The sequence below is a fragment of the Burkholderia sp. AW49-1 genome, assembly GCF_053427845.1.
In genome coordinates, this window is the sequence record NZ_JBSAXF010000007.1 from 39,276 (window position 1) to 62,331 (window position 23,056).

General features: G+C 67.7%; 18 protein-coding genes. 9 read left to right on the plus strand and 9 right to left on the minus strand.

Annotation, left to right across the window (positions count from 1 at the left end):
* Positions 1-365: 365 nt before the first annotated feature.
* From ACV22W_RS13450 to ACV22W_RS13470, 5 genes are all read left to right on the plus strand, one after another.
* Positions 366-1,730: a 2-hydroxycarboxylate transporter family protein gene (locus ACV22W_RS13450; protein ID WP_448019779.1), complete on the plus strand. Its 1,365-nt coding sequence runs from the start codon at positions 366-368 to the stop codon at positions 1,728-1,730.
* A gap of 143 nt (positions 1,731-1,873) precedes the next feature.
* A complete protein-coding gene (locus ACV22W_RS13455; protein WP_448019781.1) occupies positions 1,874-3,760 on the plus strand; it encodes a sensor histidine kinase in 1,887 nt (628 codons plus the stop codon).
* A complete protein-coding gene (locus ACV22W_RS13460; protein WP_448019783.1) occupies positions 3,750-5,111 on the plus strand; it encodes a sigma-54-dependent transcriptional regulator in 1,362 nt (453 codons plus the stop codon). The genes ACV22W_RS13455 and ACV22W_RS13460 overlap by 11 nt, the downstream gene beginning before the upstream one ends.
* A 20-nt stretch (positions 5,112-5,131) precedes the next feature.
* Positions 5,132-5,461: a DUF3579 domain-containing protein gene (locus ACV22W_RS13465; RefSeq protein ID WP_448019784.1), complete on the plus strand. Its 330-nt coding sequence runs from the start codon at positions 5,132-5,134 to the stop codon at positions 5,459-5,461.
* Between the two features lie 214 nt (positions 5,462-5,675).
* Complete coding sequence (locus ACV22W_RS13470) at positions 5,676-6,527, plus strand: alpha/beta fold hydrolase (protein WP_448019786.1); 852 nt, start codon at positions 5,676-5,678, stop codon at positions 6,525-6,527.
* Positions 6,528-6,636: 109 nt separating this feature from the next.
* Here ACV22W_RS13470 and ACV22W_RS13475 read toward each other — a convergent pair whose 3' ends face one another.
* On the minus strand, positions 6,637-7,077 hold the full coding sequence (locus tag ACV22W_RS13475) for a PACE efflux transporter (protein ID WP_448019787.1): 441 nt from the start codon (positions 7,075-7,077) through the stop codon (positions 6,637-6,639).
* 98 nt (positions 7,078-7,175) lie between these two features.
* On the opposite strand from ACV22W_RS13475, the gene ACV22W_RS13480 reads away from it, so the two are divergent.
* A complete protein-coding gene (locus ACV22W_RS13480; protein ID WP_448019788.1) occupies positions 7,176-8,066 on the plus strand; it encodes a LysR family transcriptional regulator in 891 nt (296 codons plus the stop codon).
* Positions 8,067-8,349: 283 nt separating this feature from the next.
* Here the strand turns inward: ACV22W_RS13480 and opcM are convergent, their stop codons facing one another.
* The 4 genes from opcM to ACV22W_RS13500 are packed head-to-tail and all read right to left on the minus strand — an operon-like array spanning position 8,350 to position 15,252.
* Positions 8,350-9,885: a multidrug efflux transporter outer membrane subunit OpcM gene (gene opcM / locus ACV22W_RS13485; protein WP_448019790.1), complete on the minus strand. Its 1,536-nt coding sequence runs from the start codon at positions 9,883-9,885 to the stop codon at positions 8,350-8,352.
* Between the two features lie 10 nt (positions 9,886-9,895).
* Positions 9,896-13,096, minus strand: coding sequence for a multidrug efflux RND transporter permease subunit CeoB (gene ceoB, locus ACV22W_RS13490; RefSeq protein ID WP_448019792.1), 3,201 nt, complete (start codon positions 13,094-13,096; stop codon positions 9,896-9,898).
* A 46-nt stretch (positions 13,097-13,142) separates the two neighbouring features.
* Entirely contained in the window at positions 13,143-14,360 is a 1,218-nt protein-coding gene (gene ceoA, locus ACV22W_RS13495) for a multidrug efflux RND transporter periplasmic adaptor subunit CeoA (RefSeq protein WP_059528484.1), read from the minus strand.
* Between the two features lie 31 nt (positions 14,361-14,391).
* On the minus strand, positions 14,392-15,252 hold the full coding sequence (locus ACV22W_RS13500; RefSeq protein WP_059814924.1) for an alpha/beta hydrolase: 861 nt from the start codon (positions 15,250-15,252) through the stop codon (positions 14,392-14,394).
* Between the two features lie 173 nt (positions 15,253-15,425).
* On the opposite strand from ACV22W_RS13500, the gene ceoR reads away from it, so the two are divergent.
* On the plus strand, positions 15,426-16,430 hold the full coding sequence (gene ceoR, locus ACV22W_RS13505) for a putative multidrug efflux transcriptional regulator CeoR (RefSeq protein ID WP_059692278.1): 1,005 nt from the start codon (positions 15,426-15,428) through the stop codon (positions 16,428-16,430).
* A 417-nt stretch (positions 16,431-16,847) separates the two neighbouring features.
* A complete protein-coding gene (locus ACV22W_RS13510) occupies positions 16,848-17,144 on the plus strand; it encodes a DUF4148 domain-containing protein (RefSeq protein WP_448019794.1) in 297 nt (98 codons plus the stop codon).
* A 228-nt stretch (positions 17,145-17,372) separates the two neighbouring features.
* On the opposite strand, the gene ACV22W_RS13515 is transcribed toward ACV22W_RS13510, so the two are convergent.
* The 3 genes from ACV22W_RS13515 to selD form a co-directional block, all read right to left on the minus strand.
* Complete coding sequence (locus ACV22W_RS13515) at positions 17,373-18,452, minus strand: purine-nucleoside phosphorylase (RefSeq protein ID WP_448019796.1); 1,080 nt, start codon at positions 18,450-18,452, stop codon at positions 17,373-17,375.
* 236 nt (positions 18,453-18,688) lie between these two features.
* Positions 18,689-19,291 carry a LysE family translocator gene (locus ACV22W_RS13520; RefSeq protein ID WP_448019798.1) on the minus strand — a complete coding sequence of 201 codons (603 nt, stop codon included), beginning with the start codon at positions 19,289-19,291 and terminating at the stop codon, positions 18,689-18,691.
* A 70-nt stretch (positions 19,292-19,361) separates the two neighbouring features.
* Positions 19,362-20,426: a selenide, water dikinase SelD gene (gene selD / locus ACV22W_RS13525; protein ID WP_063888591.1), complete on the minus strand. Its 1,065-nt coding sequence runs from the start codon at positions 20,424-20,426 to the stop codon at positions 19,362-19,364.
* Between the two features lie 114 nt (positions 20,427-20,540).
* Here selD and ACV22W_RS13530 point away from each other — a divergent pair, with 114 nt between their 5' ends.
* Entirely contained in the window at positions 20,541-21,377 is an 837-nt protein-coding gene (locus ACV22W_RS13530; protein WP_448019800.1) for an EamA family transporter, read from the plus strand.
* A gap of 96 nt (positions 21,378-21,473) precedes the next feature.
* On the opposite strand, the gene pdxR is transcribed toward ACV22W_RS13530, so the two are convergent.
* Entirely contained in the window at positions 21,474-22,982 is a 1,509-nt protein-coding gene (pdxR, locus tag ACV22W_RS13535; RefSeq protein ID WP_448019802.1) for a MocR-like pyridoxine biosynthesis transcription factor PdxR, read from the minus strand.
* Between the last annotated feature and the right edge of the window lie 74 nt (positions 22,983-23,056).

Here is a 23,056-nt window from a genome sequence, read left to right on the forward strand (position 1 = left end):
CTCCGGACGGTCGTCGTCTCATCGGAAAAGGATCAGCCGATGATAGAGAGCGGCGCGAAGGCGGTCTACGAAGCGATTGTGCGAAGAAAATCGCGCGCGGCGATATGGCGCGCGATCCGACGCGCGGGTGGGTGTCCGGCCGGTCGCCCGGCCGGGTTGGCCGAAATCTCGGCCTGGCCGGCGGCCGAATTCCGAAATCTCGGCCAGCCTGCTGCGAAACCCCTTTCCGCAGACGAGACAAATCCCTTATGAATCAAAGCATTGAAAATATTCCGGCAGACCGCAATCCTGGCACGGGGGTTGCGTAATAGACGGCACACGATGCCGCGAAGCCATGCAGGCATTCCAACATCAGGAGACACGTCTTGCAGACCTCAATCCCTACCCAAACCCGTGCCGAGCCGATCGCCGAAGCCGATCCCGCCACGCGCGAGCGCTTCTGGCCGGAAGGCTGGTGGAAGCTGATGGAAATCCGAATCGGCATCATCCCGCTGCCGGTCTACGTGATCCTGTTCGGGCTGATCGTCGGTTTCGCGGTGACGGGCAAGGTGCCCGGCGAGATCTCGATGGCGATCGCCGTGCTTGCGTTCTTCGGCTTCACCTGCGCGGAACTCGGCAAGCGCCTGCCGCTCTTGCGCAACATCGGCGCGGCCGCGATCTTCGCGACCTTCGTGCCGTCGGCGCTCACCTACTACCACGTGCTGCCGAAGCCCGTGCTGAACCTCACCGTCGAGTTCACGAAGTCGACGAACTTCCTGTACCTGTTCATCGCGTCGATCATCGTCGGCAGCATCCTGAGCATGGACCGGCGCGTGCTGATCCAGGGCTTCGTGAAGATCTTCATTCCGCTCGCCGCCGGTTCGGTCGCGGCCGCGATCGTCGGCACGGCGGTCGGCACCGCGCTCGGCCTCGGCGCGCGCCACACGCTGCTGTACATCGTCGTGCCGATCATGGCGGGCGGCGTCGGCGAAGGTGCGATTCCGCTGTCGATCGGCTATTCGGAACTGATGCACCTGCCGCAGGGCGAGATGTTCGCGATGGTGCTGCCGCCGGTGATGCTCGGCAGCCTGACCGCGATCATCCTGTCGGGCGCGCTCGACATGCTCGGCAAGCGCCTGCCGCACCTGACCGGCAACGGCCGCCTCCAGGTCGGCGAAAACGGCGACATGACGCCGGAAAGCGAGGAAATCCGCGGCCACGTCGACGTCACGCACATCGCGGGCGCCGGCATCACGGCGATCACGCTGTACCTCGTCGGCCTGATGGCGCACAAGCTGTTCGGCCTGCCCGCGCCGGTCGCGATGCTGTTCCTCGCGGTGCTGGTGAAACTCGCACGCGCGGTGTCGCCGCCGCTGCAGGAAGGCGCGTTCGTCGTCTACAAGTTCTTCTCGACCGCCGTCACGTATCCGCTGCTGTTCGCGATCGGCGTCGCGATGACGCCGTGGGACAAGCTGACCGCCGCCTTCACGGTCGTCAACGTCGTCACGATCGTGTCGACCGTCGCGACGCTGATGGGCACGGGTTTCGTGGTCGGCCGCCTGCTGAAGATGTACCCTATCGACACCGCAATCGTGAACGCCTGCCACAGCGGGCAAGGCGGCACCGGCGACGTCGCGATCCTGACCGCCGCGAACCGGATGCAGTTGATGCCGTTCGCGCAGATCGCGACGCGCATCGGCGGCGCGATCGTCGTCACGGTGACGCTGATCCTGGTCGCGCACTTCGGATGACGCGCCGCTGCGCGCACCGTCGCGCAGGCTGCTTCGCACGCGCCGCCGCCGGCCCTGCCGGCGCGCGGCGCGCGTCGTTCGGGGCGTCGCTCCGGAGGGCCGGTGGCGGACGACCGGTGGCGAACGACCGGTTGCGGGCTTCGATGAGGGCGAACGTGCAGAAGAGCTTCAAGGGAATCCCGTGGTGGGGGTGGGCGTCGGCCGCCGTGCTGTATGTCGGCGTGGCGGGCGCGGCCGTCGATTTCGCGTGGGAACGCGCGATCGACGCGCTCGAGGAAACCGGCGCGCATCGGCTCGACCTGTACGCGTCGAGCCTGAAGAGCGAACTCGGCCGCTTCGAGATCCTGCCCGGCCTGGTCGCCCGCCAGGACGGCGTGCGCACGCTGCTGCGCGCCGCGCCGCAAGACCGGCCCGCCCTCACGCACACCGTGAACACGTATCTCGAAGCCGTGAACCGCGATGCGGGCAGCGGTGCCGTCGACGTGATCGACCTGCAGGGCGAAGTGATCGCCGCCAGCAACTGGAACGATACGATCAGCTTCGTCGGCACCAACGTGTCGTACCGGCCGTATTTCAAGGATGCCCTGGCACACGGCAGCGGCCGCTTCTTCGGGATCGGCACCAACACCGGCGTGCCGGGCGTCTACTTCGCGAGCGCGGTGCGCGACGACGGCGTGCCGATCGGCGCGACCGCCGTGAAGATCAGCGTCGACCCGCTCGAATCCGCATGGCGCGCGCCGGGCGTCGCCGCGATGGTGGTCGACGGCAACGGCGTGGTCGTGATCTCGACCGAGCCGGCGTGGAAATTCACCGCGCTGCGCCCGATCACCGCGCAGCAGCAGCGTGACATCCAGGCGTCGCGGCAATACGCGGGCCGCACGGTCGACGTGCTGCCGTACCGCCACATCGGCGACCGCAGCGCCGCCGCGTGGTTCGGCACGTTCCCGGATCCGCGTCACGCCGGCCGCAGCACACGCTATCTCGTGATGTCGCGGCCCGCGCCGCAGGCCGGCGATTCGCTGATGGTGCTGCTCGACATCGCCGGCGCGCGGCGCCAGCAGCAAACCGCGTTCGCGTTCGTCACCGGCGCGTTCCTGATCGCCGCGCTGCTGGTCGGCTACGCGATCCAGCGCCGCCGGGCGATCGTCGCGCGGCTGAACGCGCAGGACGCGCTGCGCCGCGCGAACGACCGGCTCGAGTTGACCGTCGCGCAGCGCACGGCCGCGCTGACGGCCGCGAACGAGCGGATGCAGCGCGAGATCGTCGAACGAGAACGCACCGAGCAGCGGCTGCGTGATTCGCAGCAGGAAGTCGTGCACGCGGGCAAGCTGGCGGTGCTCGGGCAGATGGCCGCGGGACTCACGCACGAGCTGAACCAGCCGCTCGTCGCGATCCGCACGCTGTGCGACAACGCACGCACGTTCTTCGAGCGCGGCCAGCCGGCGCCGGCATACGCCAATCTCGAACGGATCGGCAAGTTGGTCGACGGCATGGCCGTGCTCACCGGCGAGCTGAAGACCTTCGCGCGCAAGCCCGATGTCGAGCGCGTCGCCGTGTCGCTGAACGAGGCCGTCGCGCACGCGCGACTCATCTACGATGCGCGGATCCGCGACGAAGGCGTGCAGCTCGACGTGAACATCGCGCCCGGCACGACGGTATCCGCGGAATCGAGCCAGTTGCAGCAGGTGATCGTGAACCTGCTCGGCAACGCGCTCGACGCGGTGCATGACGCGCCCGTGCGGCGCATCGTCATCGAAGCCGGCGATGCGGACGCAGCCGGCCGCGTGCGCCTCACCGTCACCGACAGCGGCGCCGGCATCGCGCCGGAGGTGCTGCCGCACCTGTTCGAGCCGTTCGTCACCACCAAGCCGCGCGGCCAGGGCCTCGGGCTCGGCCTCGCGATCACGTCGCGCATCGTCGAGGCGTTCGGCGCGAAGATCGCCGCGACGAACCGCGACGCCGGCGGCGCGCAGTTCACCATCGAATTCGCGGCGGTCACGCCGCAACAAAGGACAGAGCATGGAAGATGAGATTCGCGTGCTGGTCGTCGAGGACGATGAAAACGTCCGGATCGGCGTCGAGCAGGCCGTCGCGCTCGCGGGGTTCCCGGTCGACGCCTTCGCGTCGGCCGCCGACGCGCTCGCGCACGTCGCGCCCGGCGCACCCGTCGTGATCGTGTCGGACGTGCGGATGCCGGGCATCGACGGGCTGCAGCTGCTCGAACGCGTGATGGCCGTCGATACGCAGATTCCGGTCGTGCTGATCAGCGGCCACGCCGACATATCGACGGCCGTCGGCGCGATGCAGGACGGCGCATACGACTTCATCGAGAAGCCGTTCTCGTCGGACGTGATCGCCGGCCGCGTCGCGCGCGCGGTCGAGAAGCGCAAGCTCACGCTCGAGGTGCAGGGGCTGCGCGCGGCGCTCAACAACTGGCAGGGCATCGAGGCGTTCGTGCTCGGCAAGTCGCCCGCGATGGCCGACGTGCGCAAGAAGATCCTGCGCCTCGCCGATACGTCGGTGTCGGTGCTCATCACCGGCGAGACCGGCACCGGCAAGGAACTGATCGCGCGCAGCCTGCACGACTTCGGCGGCCGGCGCGATGCGCATTTCGTCGCGCTGAATTGCGGCGGCCTGCCCGAGCAGGTGTTCGAGAGCGAGTTGTTCGGCCACGAGGCCGGCGCGTTCACCGGCGCGATAAAGAAGCGCATCGGCAAGATCGAATGGGCGCACGGCGGCACGCTGTTCCTCGACGAGATCGAGACGATGCCGATTCCGCTGCAGATCAAGATGCTGCGCGTGCTGCAGGAACGCGTGGTGGAGCGGCTCGGCGCGAACGAGCTGATTCCGGTCGATTGCCGCGTCGTCGCCGCGTCGAAGGCCGATCTCGCCGAACTCGCGGCCGACGGGCGCTTCCGCGCGGACTTGCTGTATCGGCTCAACGTCGCACAGATCGAGCTGCCGCCGCTGCGCGAGCGGCGCGAGGACGTGCCGCTGCTGTTCGAGCATTTCGTGCTCGCGGCCGCGCGGCGCTTCGGGCAGTCGGCGCCGATCGTCACCGCTGCGCAGGTGTCCGAACTGATGACGCATGCATGGCCCGGCAACGTGCGCGAGCTGCAGAACGTGGCCGATCGCTTCGTGCTCGGGCTGACCGGCGACAGCCTGCTGTCGTCCGGCGGCGAACCGGCGGCAGGCGGCACGCTTGCCGAGCAGATGGCGTATTTCGAGCGGATGCTGATCGAGGACATGCTGCGGCGTCACAACGGCAACGTGGCGGATGCGAGCGTTGCGCTCGGCATGCCGAAGAAGACGCTTTATCACAAGCTGCGCAACCTGCGGATTCCCGCGCGCGGCGACGCGGCGGCCGACGGCGGCGAATGACCCGAAAGGATACGCACGGCATGGATCGCATCGATATCACCGAACGCGGCCGCATCGACGGCCACCTGATCCGCGGCATCACCCGCGCACACAAGACGTTCCGCCCGAGCGACTGGCCCGAACGGCTCGCGGGCGTCATCACGCTGTTCGTCGGCGAGCGGCGGCCCGGCTATCCGTGCGCGCTGTCGCGGCTCGCGATGCCGGTCGTCGACGGCGGCGTCAAATGCCTGTTCGTGTCGGACGAATTGCGCGACGTATGCGCCGACGCGTTCGGCTTCGCGATGCAGTTCGCCGCCGACAACGATCTTCCCGTCGAGCTTCAGACCGCGCCCGCGCTGGTGGTGCGGTAATGCGCGGGCCGCATTCGACGGCCTTCGCCGCGCTTTCATCCGCGCAATCAATCATCAGATGATTGAAAGCTTCGCCACATCCCCACGCTGCGACAAGGGTTTTCAGCCGAACCATCAATAAAATTGATCGTGACGATGAAAATTATGCGTTTTCCTTGCAGCTTGCCGTGAGGCATAGTTGCGACGTGATGACGCACCCATTGAGTTTTCAGTCATGAACATGCGAATCGAGCCGTCGGTGCTCGCGAACCCCGATCTGCAATTTGCGACGCTTTCGTCGGGCATCAGCCTGCCGTATGTCGAGCGGGGGAGCGGCGCGCCGATGGTGTTCGTGCACGGATCGTTGTGCGACTACCGTTACTGGGAGCCGCAACTCGCGTCGCTGTCGGCGCACTACCGCTGCATCGCGCCGAGCCTGAGCCACTACTGGCCGGCCGTCGAAGCGGGCATCCAGGACGAGTTCAGCTGGCAGAACCACGTCGACGAGCTCGCCGAATTCATCGACGCACTCGATCTCGGCCCCGTGCATCTCGTCGGCCACTCGCGAGGCGGCAGCGTCGCGTTCAACGTCGCCCGCCAGCATCCGCACCTCGTCGACACGCTGACGCTCGCCGATCCGGGCGGCCCGCTGCAACAGCCGGGCGTGCGCGAAGCCGCGCTGCCGGCCGCCGCGATCGCACTGCGCACGAAGGCCGTGAACCTGATCGGGGAAGGCGAAGTGGAAGCCGGCCTAGAGATGTTCGTCGATTCGGTGAGCCTGCCCGGCGCATGGAAGAAGAGCACGTCGCGCTTTCGCACGATGGCGATCGACAACGCGAGCACGCTGCCGAAGCAGCTTCAGGATCCGCTGCCCGCGTATTCGCAGCACACGGCGTCGGACATCGCGTGCCGCACGCTGCTGATCGACGGCCAGCGCAGCCCGAAGATGTTCCGCAACAACGTCGACACGCTGTCGCAGTGGATCGGCGATGCGCAACGGCAGACCGTCGCCGGTGCGTCACACGGGATGAACGCGGCGAGCCCCGCGGTGTTCAACCGTTACGTGCACGAGTTCGTCGCCGCGTAACGCTCGCGGGCGGCATTCGCGCCGCGCGTTACCTACTCCAATTTCTCATTCGAAGCGATGCGATGCGGGCTGCCTGCGTCACATCGCTTCGTCCGCGTTCGCCTCCGCGTCACCTGATCGGTTCGGCCTTGCGCGTCACCGCATCCGGCAACCCGAACACGCTGTCGAACGACCAGTTGTACGCGAAGGTGAAGATCGGGAAGAACACGATCAGCACTGCGTCGTACAGGAACGCCTGCACCAGCGACACGTCGAGCCACCACGCAATCAGCGGGATCAGGAACGTCACGAGCGCGACCTGAAAACCGATCGCATGCACGACGCGCCGCGCGACGGTGCGCGTCGTTTCCGCGCGCCGCCGCTCCCACGCCTCGAACCCGAGGTTGTACAGAAAATTGACGATGACGCCCGTCGTCGAGATCATCACGCCGAGCAGGCCGCTCGTCGTCGCGCTCGCGCCGCTCAGCATGCCGAGCACCGACGCTGCGACGAGGATGCCGAGCACCTCGAACATCACGACGTAGACTATGCGTCTCTTCCATCCTTGCATGACCCACCACCTTCATATCGAACGAGGTGGCGAGACTACAGCGGGCACTTCGCCCGCAAAAGTCAGGTCCTTTCAATTTTGCTGACAGGAGGCCGCCGATGCTGACCAGCGACCACATCGACATGCTGCTGACCGTCATCGACAAAGGCTCGTTCTCGGCGGCCGCGCGCGCGCTCGGCCGCACGCCGTCGGCGGTCAGCATGGCGATCGCGAACCTCGAAGCCGAGCTGGACCTCGTGCTGTTCGATCGCGGCACGCGCGAGCCCACGCCGACCGCCGCGATGGCCGCGCTGCTGCCCGATGCGCGGTCGATCGCCGAACGGTTGCAGGCGTTGCGCGCGCATGCGCAGCACTTGTCGGAAGGCGTCGAGGACACGCTGCGGCTCGGCCTCGCGGCGGAGCTCGACGGTGCGCCCGTTGCGCGCGCACTGACCGCCGTCGCCGCGAAATATCCGGCGCTCGCGATCAGCATCGTCACCGCGCCGCAGGACGCGATCGTCGATGCATTGCATCGCGGCGCGATCGATCTCTGCGTCGCCTACGGCGGGCTCGATCTTCATCCGCAGGAGCAGATCCACGCGCTGTGGACCGAGACGCTGATCGCCGTCGCCGCACCCGGTCATCCGTCGATCGCCGAAGCCGCGCATCCCGAGGCGATCGAACGGCTGTCGGGGTTTCGGCAGATCGTGATCGCGGACCCGGAACGGCCGCTCACCGACGTGCGTCCCGTGATCGGCAACCGCACGTGGAAGGTGACCGACATGGCCACCGCGATCGCGCTCGTGAAGGCCGGACACGGCTGGGCGAACCTGCCCGAATCGCTGATCGGCCGGTATGTCGAGGACGGCGAACTGGAGCCGCTCGCGTTCGCGAACATCCGCAACGGGCTGCCGCTGCCCGTGTACCTGCGCCGGCCGAAGCACACAGGGCTCGGCAAGGCGGCCAACGAACTGGTGCGGGCGCTGCGTGCTGCAGGCGACAACGGATAAGCGGTGCGGTGGCGCACGCCGCCGCACCGTCGGTCGACACCCGCCGGCTTGACCGTTAGTTGCAGTCACTGCGCGGCGGCCGCGACGCGGCGGCTCGAATCGACGAGCGATGCGTTGTCGTCGCGTCGTCCGGCAGTCCCCCATCCGCCATGAGAATCGCAACCGGCGCGGCGCACATGGCAGCCCCGCGATAAACGGCCAATAAAAACCCCGATCCGCGTCACCACGGATCGGGGTTGTTCGATCGACCACCTGTTACGGCAGCCCGTCACGGGCCGGCATATCAACGCACGGCGACTTCCTGCTTGCCCTTCCCCGCATCGCCGACCGCCGTCGGCGCCGCGCCCCACCCGCCGCCCAGCGCACGGATCAGGTTGACGGTCGACACGGCCTGCGCACCGGTCAGCTGGTTCGCCTGCAATTGCGACTGCAGCACCGACCGCTCGCTGTCGATCACGTCGAGATAGGCCACCTCACCTTCCTGATACTGCGTACGCGACAGCGTCGCCGCACGGCGCGACGCATTGACGGCCGCATCCTGCGCGCGAATCTGGTCGTCGAGCAGACGCAGATCGGCGAGATTGTCTTCGACCTCGCGGAACGCGACGAGCACCTGCTGCCGGTAGTTCGCAACCTGCTCGTCGTACTGCGCGCGCGCCTGCTGCACGCCCGCCGCACGGCGGCCGCCGTCGAACAGCGGCAGCGTCAGCGCGGTGCCGGCGAACGGCCCGAGCAGGAACGTGCGGCTCGACCACAGGAACAGGTTGCCGAGCGTCGACGCCTCATAGCCGAACGCACCCGTGATATCGAGCTTCGGGAAGTACGCCGACTTCGCGAGGCCGATCCGCGCGTTCGCGGCCGCCATCGCGCGCTCGGCCGCCGACACGTCCGGGCGGCGTTCGAGCAGCGCGGACGGCAGGCCGGCGGGCACCTTCACCGCGACCGGCACGATCGGCGTCTCCTTGAACGCGAAGTCCGCGGGCGCCTTGCCGAGCAGGATCGCGAGCGCATGCTCGGACGCCGCGCGCCGACGCGCGACGCCGACCGCATCGGCCTGCGCGGTCGCCAGTTCGTTCTTCGCGCGCGACACGTCGAGCTCGCTGATGTCGCCTTCGTTGAAGCGACGCTGCACGAGCTTGAGCGCCTGGTCGCGCAGTTCGACCGTGCGACGGTACAGGTCCTGATCCGAGTCGAGCTGGCGCAGTTCGAAGTAGTTCTGCGCGACGTCCGCCTGCAGCGCGAGCTGCACCGAACGGAACAGCGCTTCGCTCTGCGCCTGGTCGGCGCGCGACGCCTCGACGTTGCGGCTCACGCGGCCGAACAGGTCGGCCTCGTACGACACCGTGCCCTGCGCGCGCCACAGCGTCGCGGTGGTCGGTCCCGTGCCCTGCGGCTGGAACTGCGACGCCGACGACAGCCCTTCGCGCGTCGGCCCGAACCCGGCGCCGATCTGCGGGAACCACTGCGAGCGCGCGGTGCGGGTCGCCGCACGCGCTTCCTCGACGCGCGCCGCCGCGGCCTTCAGGTTCTGGTTCGCGGCGAGCGCCTGCGATTCGAGCGAGTCGAGCACCGGATCGCCGAACACCTTCCACCATTCGCCGCGATGCTCGCCGTCCGCCGGTTCGGCGGTCTTCCACGTGCCGGCCTGTTCGCCGGCCGCGAGCGTCGGCGCTTCCTTGAACGCCGCGGGCGTCGACACGTCCGGGCGCTTGTAGTCGGGCCCCACCGCGCACGCGGCGAGCAGCGTCGCGAGCAGGGTGCTCGCGGCCGCCACCTTCGCGAAGCGCATCAGGCCATTCGAGTTGTGCATGTTGTCCATCTTTTTGTCCTCAAGCATCCGAAGCCGGTACGCCCTGGCCCGGCACGCCATAGCCGGCGGAGTCCTTGCCGGCGACGTGGATCTTGCCGCCCGCCAGCGTGCGCAGCACGACGTAGAACACCGGCGTCAGCATCAGCCCGAAAAGCGTCACGCCGAGCATCCCGAAGAACACCGCGATACCCATCGCATGTCGCATCTCGGAGCCCGCGCCCGTCGACATGACGAGCGGCACGACGCCCATGATGAACGCGATCGACGTCATCAGGATCGGGCGCAGCCGCAGCCGGCTCGCCTCGATCGCGGCCTCGAGCGGCGTCCTGCCGTCATGCTCCAGTTCGCGTGCGAATTCGACGATCAGGATCGCGTTCTTCGCCGACAACCCCACCAGCACCATCAAGCCGATCTGCGTGAAGATGTTGTTGTCGCCCTGCGTGAGCCACACGCCCGTCAGCGCCGACAGAATGCTCATCGGCACGATCAGGATCACCGCGAGCGGCAGCGTCAGGCTTTCATACAGCGCGGCGAGCACGAGGAACACGAGCAGCACGCTGATCGGGAACACCCACATCGCCGAATCGCCCGCGAGGATCTGCTGGTACGTGAGGTCGGTCCATTCGAACCGCACGCCGCGCGGCAGCGTTTCATGCGCGATACGCTCGATCGCGGCCTGCGCCTGGCCCGACGAGAAGCCCGGCGCCGGGCCGCCGTTGATGTCGGCCGCCGTATAGCCGTTGTAGCGGACGACCATTTCCGGGCCGAACGTCGGCGTCACCGTGACGAGCGACGACAGCGGCACCATCTCGCCACGGTCGTTACGCGTCTTCAGCTGCAGGATGTCGTCCGCGCGCTGACGGAACGGCGCATCGGCCTGCACGCGCACCTGGTACACGCGCCCGAAGCGGTTGAAGTCGTTCACGTACAGCGAGCCGAGATACACCTGCATCGTGTTGAACACGTCGGTGACCGGCACGCCGAGCTGCTTCGCCTTCACACGATCGAGATCGACGTTGAGCTGCGGCACGTTGATCTGGTAGCTCGTGAACAACGGGCCGAGTTCCGGCGCCTGCTGCGCGCGCTTGATGAAGTCGTTGGTCGCATCCGACAGCTTCGCATAGCCGACCGCGCCGCGATCCTCGATCTGCATCTTGAACCCGCCGAGCGTGCCGAGGCCGAGCACCGGCGGCGGCGGAAACACCGCGACGAACGAGTCCTTGATCGCGCCGTACTGCTGGTTCAGCGCACCGGCGATCGCGCCGGCGGACAACGCCTTGCCGTGCCGCTCCGAGAACGGCTTCAGCGTGACGAACACGATGCCCGCGCTCGAGCTGTTGGTGAAGCCGTTCACCGACAGGCCCGGGAACGCGACCGCGCTTTCGACGCCCGGCTGCTTCAGCGCGATCGAGCCCATGTCGCGGATCACCTTCTCGGTGCGATCGAGCGACGCGCCGTTCGGCAGCTGCGCGAACGCGATCAGGTATTCCTTGTCCTGCGCGGGCACGAAGCCGCCCGGCACGATCTTCGACACGAGCACGGTCGCGCCCACCAGCACGAGGTATACGCCGAGCATCAGCGTCTTGCGCGACAGCACGCCGCGCACGCCGCGGCCGTAGTTCTCCGCGCCTCGATGGAACACCTTGTTGAAGCGCCTGAAGAAGCCGCCGAGCACGCGGTTCATCACGCGCGTGAGCCAGTCCTCCTTGTCGCCATGGCCCTTCAGCAGGATCGCGGACAGCGCCGGCGACAGCGTCAGCGAGTTGAACGCCGAGATCACCGTCGAGATCGCGATCGTCATCGCGAACTGCTTGTAGAACTGGCCGGTCAGACCCGACATGAACGCGAGCGGCACGAACACGGCGACGAGCGTCAGCGCGATCGCGATGATCGGCCCGCTCACTTCCTGCATCGCCTTGTAGGTCGCCTGCCGCGCGTTCATCCCGCTTTCGATGTTGCGCTCGACGTTCTCGACGACCACGATCGCATCGTCGACCACGATACCGATCGCGAGCACCATCCCGAACAGCGACAGCGCGTTGATCGAATAACCGAAGCCGAGCAGCAGCGAGAACGTGCCGATGATCGACACCGGCACCGCGATCAGCGGAATCAGCGATGCGCGCCAGGTCTGCAGGAACACGATCACGACGATCACGACCAGCGCGATCGCTTCGAGCAGCGTGTGCACCACAGCCTTGATCGACGAGCGCACGAACTGCGTCGGGTCATAGACGATCTTGTAGTCGACGCCGGCCGGCATGTCCTGCTTCAGCTCGGCCATCGTCTTGCGCACTTCGTCGGAGATCTGCAGCGAGTTCGCGCCCGGCGACTGGTTGATCGCCATCGCGACGGCCGGCTTGTTGTCGAGCAGCGAGCGCAGCCCGTATTCGGACGCATCCAGTTCGATGCGTGCGATGTCGCGCAGGTGCGTGACGCCGCCGTCCGGCGTCGTCTTCACGACGATGTCGCCGAACTCGTCTTCCGTCTGCAGACGGCCGCGCGCGTTCACCGACAGCTGCAGCGGCGTGCCGGGCAGCGACGGCGACGCGCCGATCACGCCGGCCGCGACCTGCACGTTCTGCTCGCGGATCGCCTGCACGACGTCCTCGGCGGACAGCCCGCGCTGCGCGACCTTCTGCGGATCGAGCCACACGCGCATCGCATAGTCGCCCGAGCCCCACAGCTGCACCTGACCGACGCCCTGGATCCGCGACAGGCGATCCTTCACGTTGATCAGCGCGTAGTTGCGCAGGTAGGTCATGTCGTAGCGGTTGTCCGGCGAGATCAGGTGGACCACCATCGTCAGCGTCGGCGAGCTCTTCACCGTGGTGATGCCGAGCCGCTGCACGTCTTCCGGCAAACGCGGCAACGCCTGGTTCACGCGGTTCTGCACGAGCTGCGTGGCCTTGTCCGGATCGGTGCCCAGCTTGAACGTGACGGTGATCGTCATGTTGCCGTCGCTGTTCGCCTGCGACTGCATGTAGAGCATGTCCTCGACGCCGTTGATCTGCTCCTCGAGCGGCGACGCGACCGTCTCGGCGATCACTTTCGGGTTGGCGCCGGGGTACTGCGCCTTCACGATCACCGAAGGCGGCACGACTTCCGGATACTCCGAAATCGGCAGCAGGAACATCGCGATCACCCCGCCGAGCAGGATGATCACCGATAGGACTCCTGCAAAGATCGGCCGGTCGATAAAGAATTTTGAAATGTTCATGTCTGGCTCTGTCTGGTTGAACGCGTAAACCGTAGCGGCGGGCCGCTTACGATTCCGCCTTCGCCGGTGCGGCCGGCTTCGCGTTATCCGCGAGCGGCGCGGACGGCGCATCGCCGCCCGTCATCGGGACCATGTGCGGCTTCACCTGTTCGCCCGGCCGCACGCGCTGCGTGCCGTTCACGATCACGCGATCGCCGGCGGACAGGCCGCTCACGATCACGCGCCGGTTGCCGTGCTGCAGGCCCTGCTGCACTTCGCGATACGACACGCGGCCCTGCTGGTCGACGACGAACACGAACTTCTTGTCCTGGTCGGTGTTGATCGCCGCGTCGTCGACGAGCAGCGCCTGGTGCGGCGCGCTGCCGCCCACCTTCACGCGTGCGTAGAGACCCGGGACGAGCGCGCCGTCCGCGTTGTCGAAACGCGCGCGCACGCGGATCGTGCCGGACGACGTGTCGAGCCGGTTGTCGACCGAGTCGATCTCGCCGCTGCGCGAGTAGCCCGTTTCATTCGCGAGGCCGAGCTCGACCGGCACCTTGCGGCCGTTGCGCGCGCCGTTGATGTATTGCAGGTAGGTCTGCTCGTCCGCGTCGAACGATGCGTAGATCGGCGACACCGATACCAGCGTCGTCAGCGGCGCGGCGGACGCGCCGGCCGACACGACGTTGCCGAGCGTGATTTCCGCGCGCGACACACGGCCCGACACGGGGGCGGTGATGCGCGTGTAGCCGAGATTGATGCGCGCCGTTTCCAGCGCGGCTTCGGCGGCCTTCAGGTTCGCGCTCGCCTCGCGCGCGGCGTTCTGCTTCTCGTCGTAGTCGCGCTTCGCGATCGCGTTGTCGCCGATCAGCCGCTGCGCGCGTTGCCAGTCGCTCTGCGCGTAGCCGTTGCGGGCCTGCGCGGCGGCGAGCTGCGCGGCCGCGCGGTCGGTTTCGGCCTGATACGGGCGCGGGTCGATCACGAACAGCACGTCGCCCTTCTTCACGAGCGCGCCGTCCTTGAAGTTCACCGCGACGATCGTGCCCGACACCTGGGGGCGCACGTCGACTTTCTCGACCGCCTCGAGGCGGCCCGAATAGCTTTGCCAATCGGTGACGGTCTGCGGCACGACGGTCGCGACGTCGACTTCCGGCAGCGGCGCCGCCGCTTTCTCGGGTGCGTTCGCGTTCACGCGCATCGCGCCGAACGTGCCGAGGCCGACGACGGCGAGCGTCACGATCGCCGCGGTCGCGATTCGGGAGCGGGAGGTGCGTAGGATGGCCATGTGGATCTCCAATAAGCGTGGATTGGTCTGGTTATTCGGAACGGTTCGGCTGGCGCGCCTGGAAGCGGCACTGGAAGAAGCGCACGGCTTCCTCGAGCGCGGCTTCGTGCGTCGCGAGCGACGCGTGCGTGACGTCCGGGTAGCGGATCACCTGCGTGAGCACGCCCGATGAAATCAGGCAGCCCGCATATTTCTCCGCTTCGACGTGCAGCACGTCGTTCTGCGCGGTGACGACGAGCGTCGGCGGCAGGCCCGCGAGGCGCACCGATTCGAGCGGCGCCGCATACGGGTGCATGCGCTGCGCCGCCTGCGGCAGATAGGCGCGATAACAGGCCGCGCATTCGCGCGCGGTGATGTCGGATGAAAGGCGTTCTGCGTCGCCGATGCGCGTCATGCTCGGGTCGAGCATCGGCCCGAACAGCGCCTGTGCGGCGATCGACACTTCACCGCGATCGCGCGCGATGAACGCGAGACAGTTCGCGAGCTGACCGCCCGCGTCGTGCCCCGCGACGCCGATCTTCTTCGGATTGCCGCCGAACGCGCGGGCGCGCGTCGCGGCCCATACGGCGGCGCGATACGCATCCTCCGGCGCGGCCGGAAAAGGAAAGGCCGGCGCGAGCGAATAATCGACCGACACTACGAGAGCTGGTAAGCGTTCTGCTAAAAAGCGCGCCGCGAAGTCGGCGTCGTCGAGCGTGCCGCGCACGAAACCGCCGCCGTGGAAGTAAAGCACTACCGGCAGTCCGGTCTTGTCCGCACGCCGATAGAGGCGCAGCACGATGTCCTGCGCGTAGCCGGGAATTTCCACTTCCGCGACCGTCAATGCCGCGCCGGCTCTGGCTTCGGCGGGCAATGCGGCTTTCAGGAATTTGCTGAATTCAGAAGCGTCCATGACGATGCAGCATCCATTTCGAGATGGAACGAATTCTGGGTCCGGCAGACATTGGGATAAATGCCTATAATCCGGCAACACAATTCAACACCCCCGAACAATCCCAGGCTGTGCCGCCTACAAAGCGGCGCAGCCTTCTTGTTCCGGCGGCAAATTAGATTGCGGAGGTTGTGATGGACCGGCTTCAGGCCATGCAGGTGTTTACTCGCGTCGTCGATACAAGCAGCTTCACCAAGGCAGCAGAAACGCTCAGCCTGCCGCGGGCGTCCGTCACGACGATCATCCAGAATCTCGAAGCATTTCTCGGCGTGCGCCTGATGCACCGGACCACGCGCCGCTTGTCGCTGACACCTGACGGCGCCGCGTACTACGAGCGCTGCGTGCGGATCCTCGCCGATGTCGAGGAAACCGAAGCAAGCTTCCAGAACAACAACCGGAAGCCGCACGGAAAGTTGCGTATCGACATGCCGGGCTCGATCGGGCGGCTGCTCGTGATCCCGTCGCTGTGCGAATTCCACACGCGCTATCCAGACATCGACCTGCAGCTCGGCCTGTCCGACCGACCGGTCGACCTGCTGCAGGAAGGCGTCGACTGCGTGATCCGCGTCGGTGCGCTGCAGGACTCGTCGCTCGTCGCGCGCCGCGTCGGCCTGTTCGAATGCGTGTCGGTGGCGTCGCCCGCGTATCTCGAGAAGCACGGCGAGCCGCACGCGATCGAGGACCTGGGCGACCATCGGGCCGTCAACTACTTCTCGAGCCGCACGGGCCGCACGATCGACTGGACCTTCCTCACGGACGGCAAGGAAGTCGAGGTCAAGATGAACGCGATCGTGTCGGTCAACGACGCCGATGCGTACGTGACCTGCGGGCTCGAAGGCTTCGGCCTGATCCAGCCGCCGTTGTTCATGGTGTTGCCGCACCTGCGCGACGGCCGGCTCAAGGAAGTGCTGCCCGGCCTGAAACCGCTGCCGATGCCGATCTCGGTCGTGTATCCACACAGCCGGCACCTGTCGCCGAAGGTGCGCGTGTTCGTCGACTGGATCGCCGAAGTGTTCGACCGCTGCCCGCTGCTGAGCGGCAAGGGCAGCCTCGACGCGACGTGCAGCAAGCGCACGTTCGAGGAAGCCGAGCGCGCGCCGGCGCTCGACACGCCCGTCATCAACGAGTGGGTCGCGTAATCGTCTGAACCGCGGCGCGCGGGCTGTCCGGCCCGCGCGCCGTCCCGCCTTCGTGCCGCTTCGGTGTCGCCTTCGTGCCACCTTACTCGCCGCGCACCTCGCCTTTTCCGAATCCGCATCACACCTTTGCGCCGCGTGCGGCAATCGTCCGCGCACGTCATCGGGCAAGCGGCGGCATACCGCCGCGAGGCCCGCTCCAGGCGGCTGCGGGCGATTTCGACATCCCCTTGGCGACGTTGCGAATCGCGATTGTTCCTCGATCACGACAAATCAATTCGCGTCTGCCGCATTTATCGCGTCCGGACAGATACCTAGAGTAAACCCTGTCGCGCACCTCGTTGCGCATCGAACAGCCCCGTTTGACGGGACCGGAGCGAGCGCTCAGGCGCCAACTCCGACCAACACAGGAGTTACGTCATGAACCGCCGCCATCTTCTCTCCGCCGTCGCCCTCGCACTCGCCGTGTCCGCACCGGCCTTCGCCGATACGACCACCGCGCACGCCGGCGACTACGGCAACACGTCGTGGTACACGCAGCACAACAACGGCCCGCGCACGCGCGCCGAAGTCAGCGCCGAAGTCGAGCAGGCACGCCGCGACGGCACGCTGGCCTGGCTGCGCAAGGCGAATTCGTATCCGCAAGGGCTCGAACTCGCGCAAGGCCCGTATCGCTCGATGCCGGAAAGCAACCAGCTCGCAGGCGGGGCCCGCTGAACGTCGGTAAACGCGCAACGCCGCGCAGCGGACGATCCACCGCGCGGCGTCGCGATACCGCCGTCGAACACTCGATTAGTCAGTTAGTTGCAGGAGTCAGTGATGAACGACCAACTTCCTTCGCCGCTCGATCATTGGGACGACACCACGCCGGTGTGGACGCCGTTCCGTTCCGCGCCGCAATCGCGTTGACCTTCGCGCCGACGTCTCGTCGACAGCGTGCGGCCGTCAACGGCGCGGCACGCCGTCGCGCCATTCGCCCCAGTGCGTGACGATGTCCTGCACGAGCGGGTTGCCGGCGCGATACAGGTTTTCGGTCGCCGGCGTGAAGCCGCCCTGATCCGCGTAGTTCAGCAGGTTGTCCGCGCTCGTCTGCCCCGCATACGGCCGGTCGAAATCGGAGCCCGTGCGCAGCACCGCGACGCGCGACAGGTCGACCCGCTTCACGCTCGCCGCGCGCTTGAGCGCTTCGTACGTCGCGTTGTCTTCCTGCGCGGTCATGCAGTAGGTGCCCTTGCCGTCGGTGAGGATCTTCGTCCACTGACGCGCGCGCTCGCCGATCAGCGTGCCCGAGAACCACGTATTGCCCGATGACGTGTCGCACTGGATCACCGTCGGCGGCCGGTTCGCCGGCGCATACGTGAACTTCGCGCGCGCGGCCTGGGCCTGCGCGCTGTCGGCGAGCACGACGTTGCGCGAGAGCGCATACGCGGCGTCGGTCAGTTGCGGGTTGAGCTGGAATACTTCGGTGCGGTAGTCGAGCGGCGGCTTGTCGTTCGGGCTCTTCGTATTGATGCCGAGGAAGCCGGTGTTCCAGCCGGCCGGAATCTCGCGCGCATCGAGCTCCCACTGCAGGCTGAAGTCGACCAGATATTTCGACCAGGCGGCGGAACCGACCGTGCCTTGCGCGGGGTCGACGCCCGCGATGCCCGACACGAGGAAGTACGTGCGGCGCAGGTCGAAGCGCTGCGAGAACGTGAGCGCCATGATCGTCGCGGAGGCGTTCGCGTAGCCCATGCCGGTCGTCACCACGCACACGTCCTGCTTGTTGCAGTGAACGGCCGGATAGTCGGGCGACAGGCCGGGCACGGTGACGTCGCGCCACGGGCCGAGCCGGTCGAGCCATGCCTGGCCCTCCGGACCGAACATCGTGATGATCATGACCTTGACCGGGCGGCCCTGTGCACCGGTCTCGGCGAATGCGGCATTGCCCGCGTCGTTGCCCTGGTGATCCTGCGCGATCGACGGCGCGGTCGCACAGGCGGCAAGCGAGAATGCAGCGGCGGAAAGGATGGAGCGAGTCAGCATCGGCGTTCCTTGTTTCGGTGATGTTGGGTGAGAACGGCTCTCGGAGACTGCGCGAGGGAGTATAGAACGCGCGTGCGCGATGCGGAACCCGGCTACGAAACGGCCCGCGGCGTTCGATCACGCGGTTCGTGTGCGCGTGGTTCGAACGATATCCGACAAAAAAATCAGGAATGCCATTCGATTGGGCGACGCGACATCGCCGCTATCGATCGTGACCGGCGACGGCATCCGATTCGCTAAACGCGCAGCATCCCCGCGACGCCATAACCGAGCACGACGAGCGCCGCCAGCACATGGCTCGCCACGAGCCATCGCGGCGACTTCACGATGCGCCCGATCGCGCTGCCGCCGAACGCGAACACGAGTTGTCCGGCGAGACTGCCGGCAAACACGCACGCGGCGCCGAGCGGCCAGTGCCGGTGCGCGCCGGCAGCTTCGGTGGCGGTAGCGGTGGCATAGCCATAAAACAGCAGGATGGTCAGCGGATTCGCGAGCGTGACGACGAACATCGACGTGAACGGGCGCGTGCCCGGCGGCGGGGCGGCGCCATCCAGCGTGCGGCGCCGATCCTTCAGCGCCTGCCACAGCATGCGTGCGCCCATGGCGAGCAACACGAGCGCGCCGACGAAGCGGAACAGCGGCAGGTACGACGCGAGCGTGCTCGCGAGCATCGCGCCGAGCGTGAACGCGACGAGCGCATAGCAGCCGTCGGCCGACGCCACGCCGACCGCCGCGCGCACGCCGCTCGCGGTGCCGGCGCGCATCCCGTGGTTCGCGATCATCAGCGCGACGGGCCCGACCGACAGCGCGATCGCCAGCCCGAACAGGAAATCGTTCATCGGTCGTCGATGCCGTCGAGGGAAGGCATCGATTCCAGCGACCGACGGCGATCCGCGGTAAGAAAACGCGTCAGGCGACGTCGACGCGCGCGGGACCGTCCACCATCTCGCCGATCACGGCCGCGCGATCGAAACCGTCGGCGCGGAAGCACGCGAGCACGTCGTCGACCGCGTCCGGCGCGCATGCGACCAGCAGGCCGCCGGATGTCTGCGGATCGGTCAGCAGCGCCTGCGCGACCGGCGGCAGCCCGTCGGCGAGCCGCACGTCGGCGCCATACGCCGCCCAGTTGCGGCCCGATGCGCCGGTGAACACGCCGTCGGCGACGAACGCCTCGACGCCCGCCAGCCACGGCAGCGACGCGTAATGCACGCGTGCGGTGAGATTCGCGCCGCGCGCCAGTTCGAGCGTGTGGCCGAGCAGCCCGAAGCCCGTGACGTCGGTCAGTGCATGCACGCCCGGCAGCGCGGCGAGTTCGGCACCCGGCCGGTTCAGCTTGGTGGTCGTCGCAACCATCTGCGCGTAGCCCGCGTCGTCGAGCTGATTCTTCTTCAGCGCGGCCGACAGCACGCCGACGCCGAGCGGCTTGCCGAGCACGAGCACGTCGCCCGCGCGCGCGGCCGCGTTGCGCTTCACGCGCGACGGATGCACGACGCCGATCGCCGCGAGCCCGTAGATCGGCTCGACCGAATCGATCGAGTGGCCGCCCGCGACCGGAATGCCGGCATCCGCGCACACCGATTCGCCGCCGCGCAGCACGGCCGCGATCGTCTCGTGCGGCAGCACGTTGATCGGCATCCCGACCAGCGCGAGCGCGAGAATCGGCTTGCCGCCCATCGCGTAGACGTCGGACAGCGCGTTGGTTGCCGCGATGCGGCCGAAGTCGAACGGATCGTCGACGATCGGCATGAAGAAGTCCGTGGTCGCGACGATCGCCTGCTCGTCGTTCAGCCGGTAGACGGCCGCGTCGTCGGAGGTCTCGGTGCCGACCAGCAGGTCCGGGAACAGCGCCGGCGGCGTGGCCCGCTTCAGCAGCTCGGACAGCACGCCCGGCGCGATCTTGCAGCCGCAACCGCCGCCGTGTGACAGGCTCGTGAGGCGCGGAACGGCGGGCGGGGTGAGGGGGGCTTCGGTCATCGTCGGCATCCGGTGAATAACAACGCTCCATTATCGACAATTCCGCGCGAGCGCGCCGGATACCCACATAATTGACGGCGCTCGCCGCTCCCCTTCCCGTCCGCGCCTTCGTTCATGGATCACCTGTTCATCGGTCTCGTGCTGTGCTCCGCGTTGCTGCACGCGATCTGGAATGCCTTCCTCCATGTCAGCGAAGACCGGCTCATCCAGCTCGGCACGATGTCGCTGCCGTATCTCGCGTTCGGCATCGCCGGCACCGTGCTGCTGCCCGCGCCGGCGCCCGCCGTCTGGCCGTATGTCGCGGCGTCGGCGGTGCTCGAGGTCGCGTACTGCTTCACGCTGGCGCGCGCGTACCGCAACGGCGAGTTCGGGCAGATCTATCCGATCGCGCGCGGGCTCTCGCCGCTGCTCGTGTCGGTGCTGGCGCTCGCGATGCTGCACGAGCGGCCGACGCCGTTCGGCTTCGCGGGCATCGCGCTCGTGTCGTTCGGCATCATGTCGCTCGCGCTGCGGCGCGGCTTCCGGTTCTCCGGCGAAGGCGTGCCGTATGCGCTGCTCACGGGTGTGTTCATCGCCGCGTATTCGATCTGCGACGGGATCGGCTCGCGCGTGTCCGGCAGCGCGCTCGGCTACATCGCGTGGGTGTATCTGCTGTGGAGCGTGCCGCAGCTCGTGCTCGTCTGCGTGCTGCGCGGCGGCCCGCGCGCGGTGCTCGCGTCGCGCACCGCGCTCACGCAGGGCGCGATCGCCGGCACGATCTCGCTCGCCGCATACGGGATCGTGATCCTCGCGTACCGGCACCTGCCGGTCGCGACGGTGTCGGCGCTGCGCGAGACGAGCTCGATCTTCGCGGTCGCGATCGGCTGGTTCGCGATGCGCGAGCGGCCCGGCGCGCAGCGGCTCGCCGCGTGTGTGCTGGTGGTCGCGGGCGCGGTGTTGATTCGGCTGTAGCGCACGCCGACGATCGGTCCGCACCGCGGAGGCGATCGTTGGCTCACCCATCGACGGCCCGCCCCGCGGCGCGCGCGTGCCACCGTGCCGTTCCCGTCAGACCGTCGCGACGACCTGCTCGAACGCCCGCTCGTCGATCGCCTCGGCGAGCGTCGCGAACGCCGTCGCGATCTCGTCCTCCGGCACGCACGCATAACCGAGCAGCAATCCCGATGCCGCACGTTCGCGCTGCGCGTAATAGCCGGACAACGGCCGCACGACGATGTTGCGTTCGAGCGCGGCCTGCGCGACCGCGCGATCGTCGACACCGTCCGGCAGCCGCGTGACGAGATGCAGCCCCGCATCGCTGCCGAGCGCCTGCAGCGTATCGCCGTAGCGGCGCGCGACCGCGTCGAGCAGCACCTCGCGGCGCTGCCCGTACAGCGTGCGCATCTTGCGGATATGCGACACGAAATGCCCTTCCGCGATGAACTCCGCGAGCACCGCCTGCTGCAGCAGCTGACCTTCGCGATACAGCTCGGCGCTCGCGGTCGCGAAGCTCTCCGCGAGCGGCTCCGGCGCGACGAGATACCCGACCCGCAGCCCCGGGAACAGCGTCTTGCCGAAGCTGCCGACGTAGATCACCTGCCCGGCCGTATCGAGCCCCTGCAGCGACGCGAGCGGCCGGCTGCCGTAACGGAATTCGCTGTCGTAGTCGTCCTCGATGATCCAGCAGCCGTGCTGGCGCGCGTATTCGAGCAGCATCCGCCGCCGCGCGAGGCTCATCACCATCCCGAGCGGATACTGATGCGACGGCGTGACGAGCATCAGCTTCGGCGGCTCGGCGAGATCGGCGGCCGACGGCGCGATCCCTTCGTCGTCGACCGGAATCGGCCGCGTGGTGAGCCCCGACACGTTCAGCACGCTGCGCACGCCCCAGTAGCACGGATCCTCGGTCCAGATCGCGTCGCCCGGATCGGTCAGCAGCCGCACCGCGAGGTCGATCGACTGGTGGATCCCGGTCGTGATCACGATCTGCTCGGGCGTGCAGCGCACCGAGCGCGACGTGCGCAGATAGTCGGCCAGCGCCTCGCGCAACAGCGCGAGCCCGCCGCCCGGCGCATAGGTCAGCAGGTCCGGGCGCAGGCGCCGCCAGTACTTGTTGTGCAGCCGCGTCCACACGCGCGCCGGAAATCGCGACACATCGGGCACGCCCGGCATGAACGCACCGCCCTGGCGCTTCGACACGCCCGCGCCTTCGACGAGCCGCGTGCCACGCGAGGACAGCCGCCGCGCGGAAGCAGGCACCACCGCCGGCCCGGCGCCCGCGTCGGCCGGCGCGCCGACGATCTCGTCCGGCGCGCTGTCGGCGACGAACGTGCCGCGCCCCGTCGCCGAGTTCACGTAGCCTTCGAGCGCAAGCTGTTCGTAAACCTGCGTGACCGTGTTGCGGGCGATTCCGAGTTCCGCCGCCAGCAGCCGCGACGACGGCACGCGCGTGCCGGCCGGCAGTTCGCGCGACAGGATCGCCTGCTGCAGCAGGCGGTGCAGCTGCCGGTAGATCGGCTGTTCGCCGCCGCGCACGAGGCGCTGCGCCAGCCAGTCCGACAACACGCTTGCGCGCATGATTGGCTCCTGAATATTTATTGAAATGGCTCTGATTGCCAGAGCCAAATGTGATTATAGTCGCCTCCATGGGC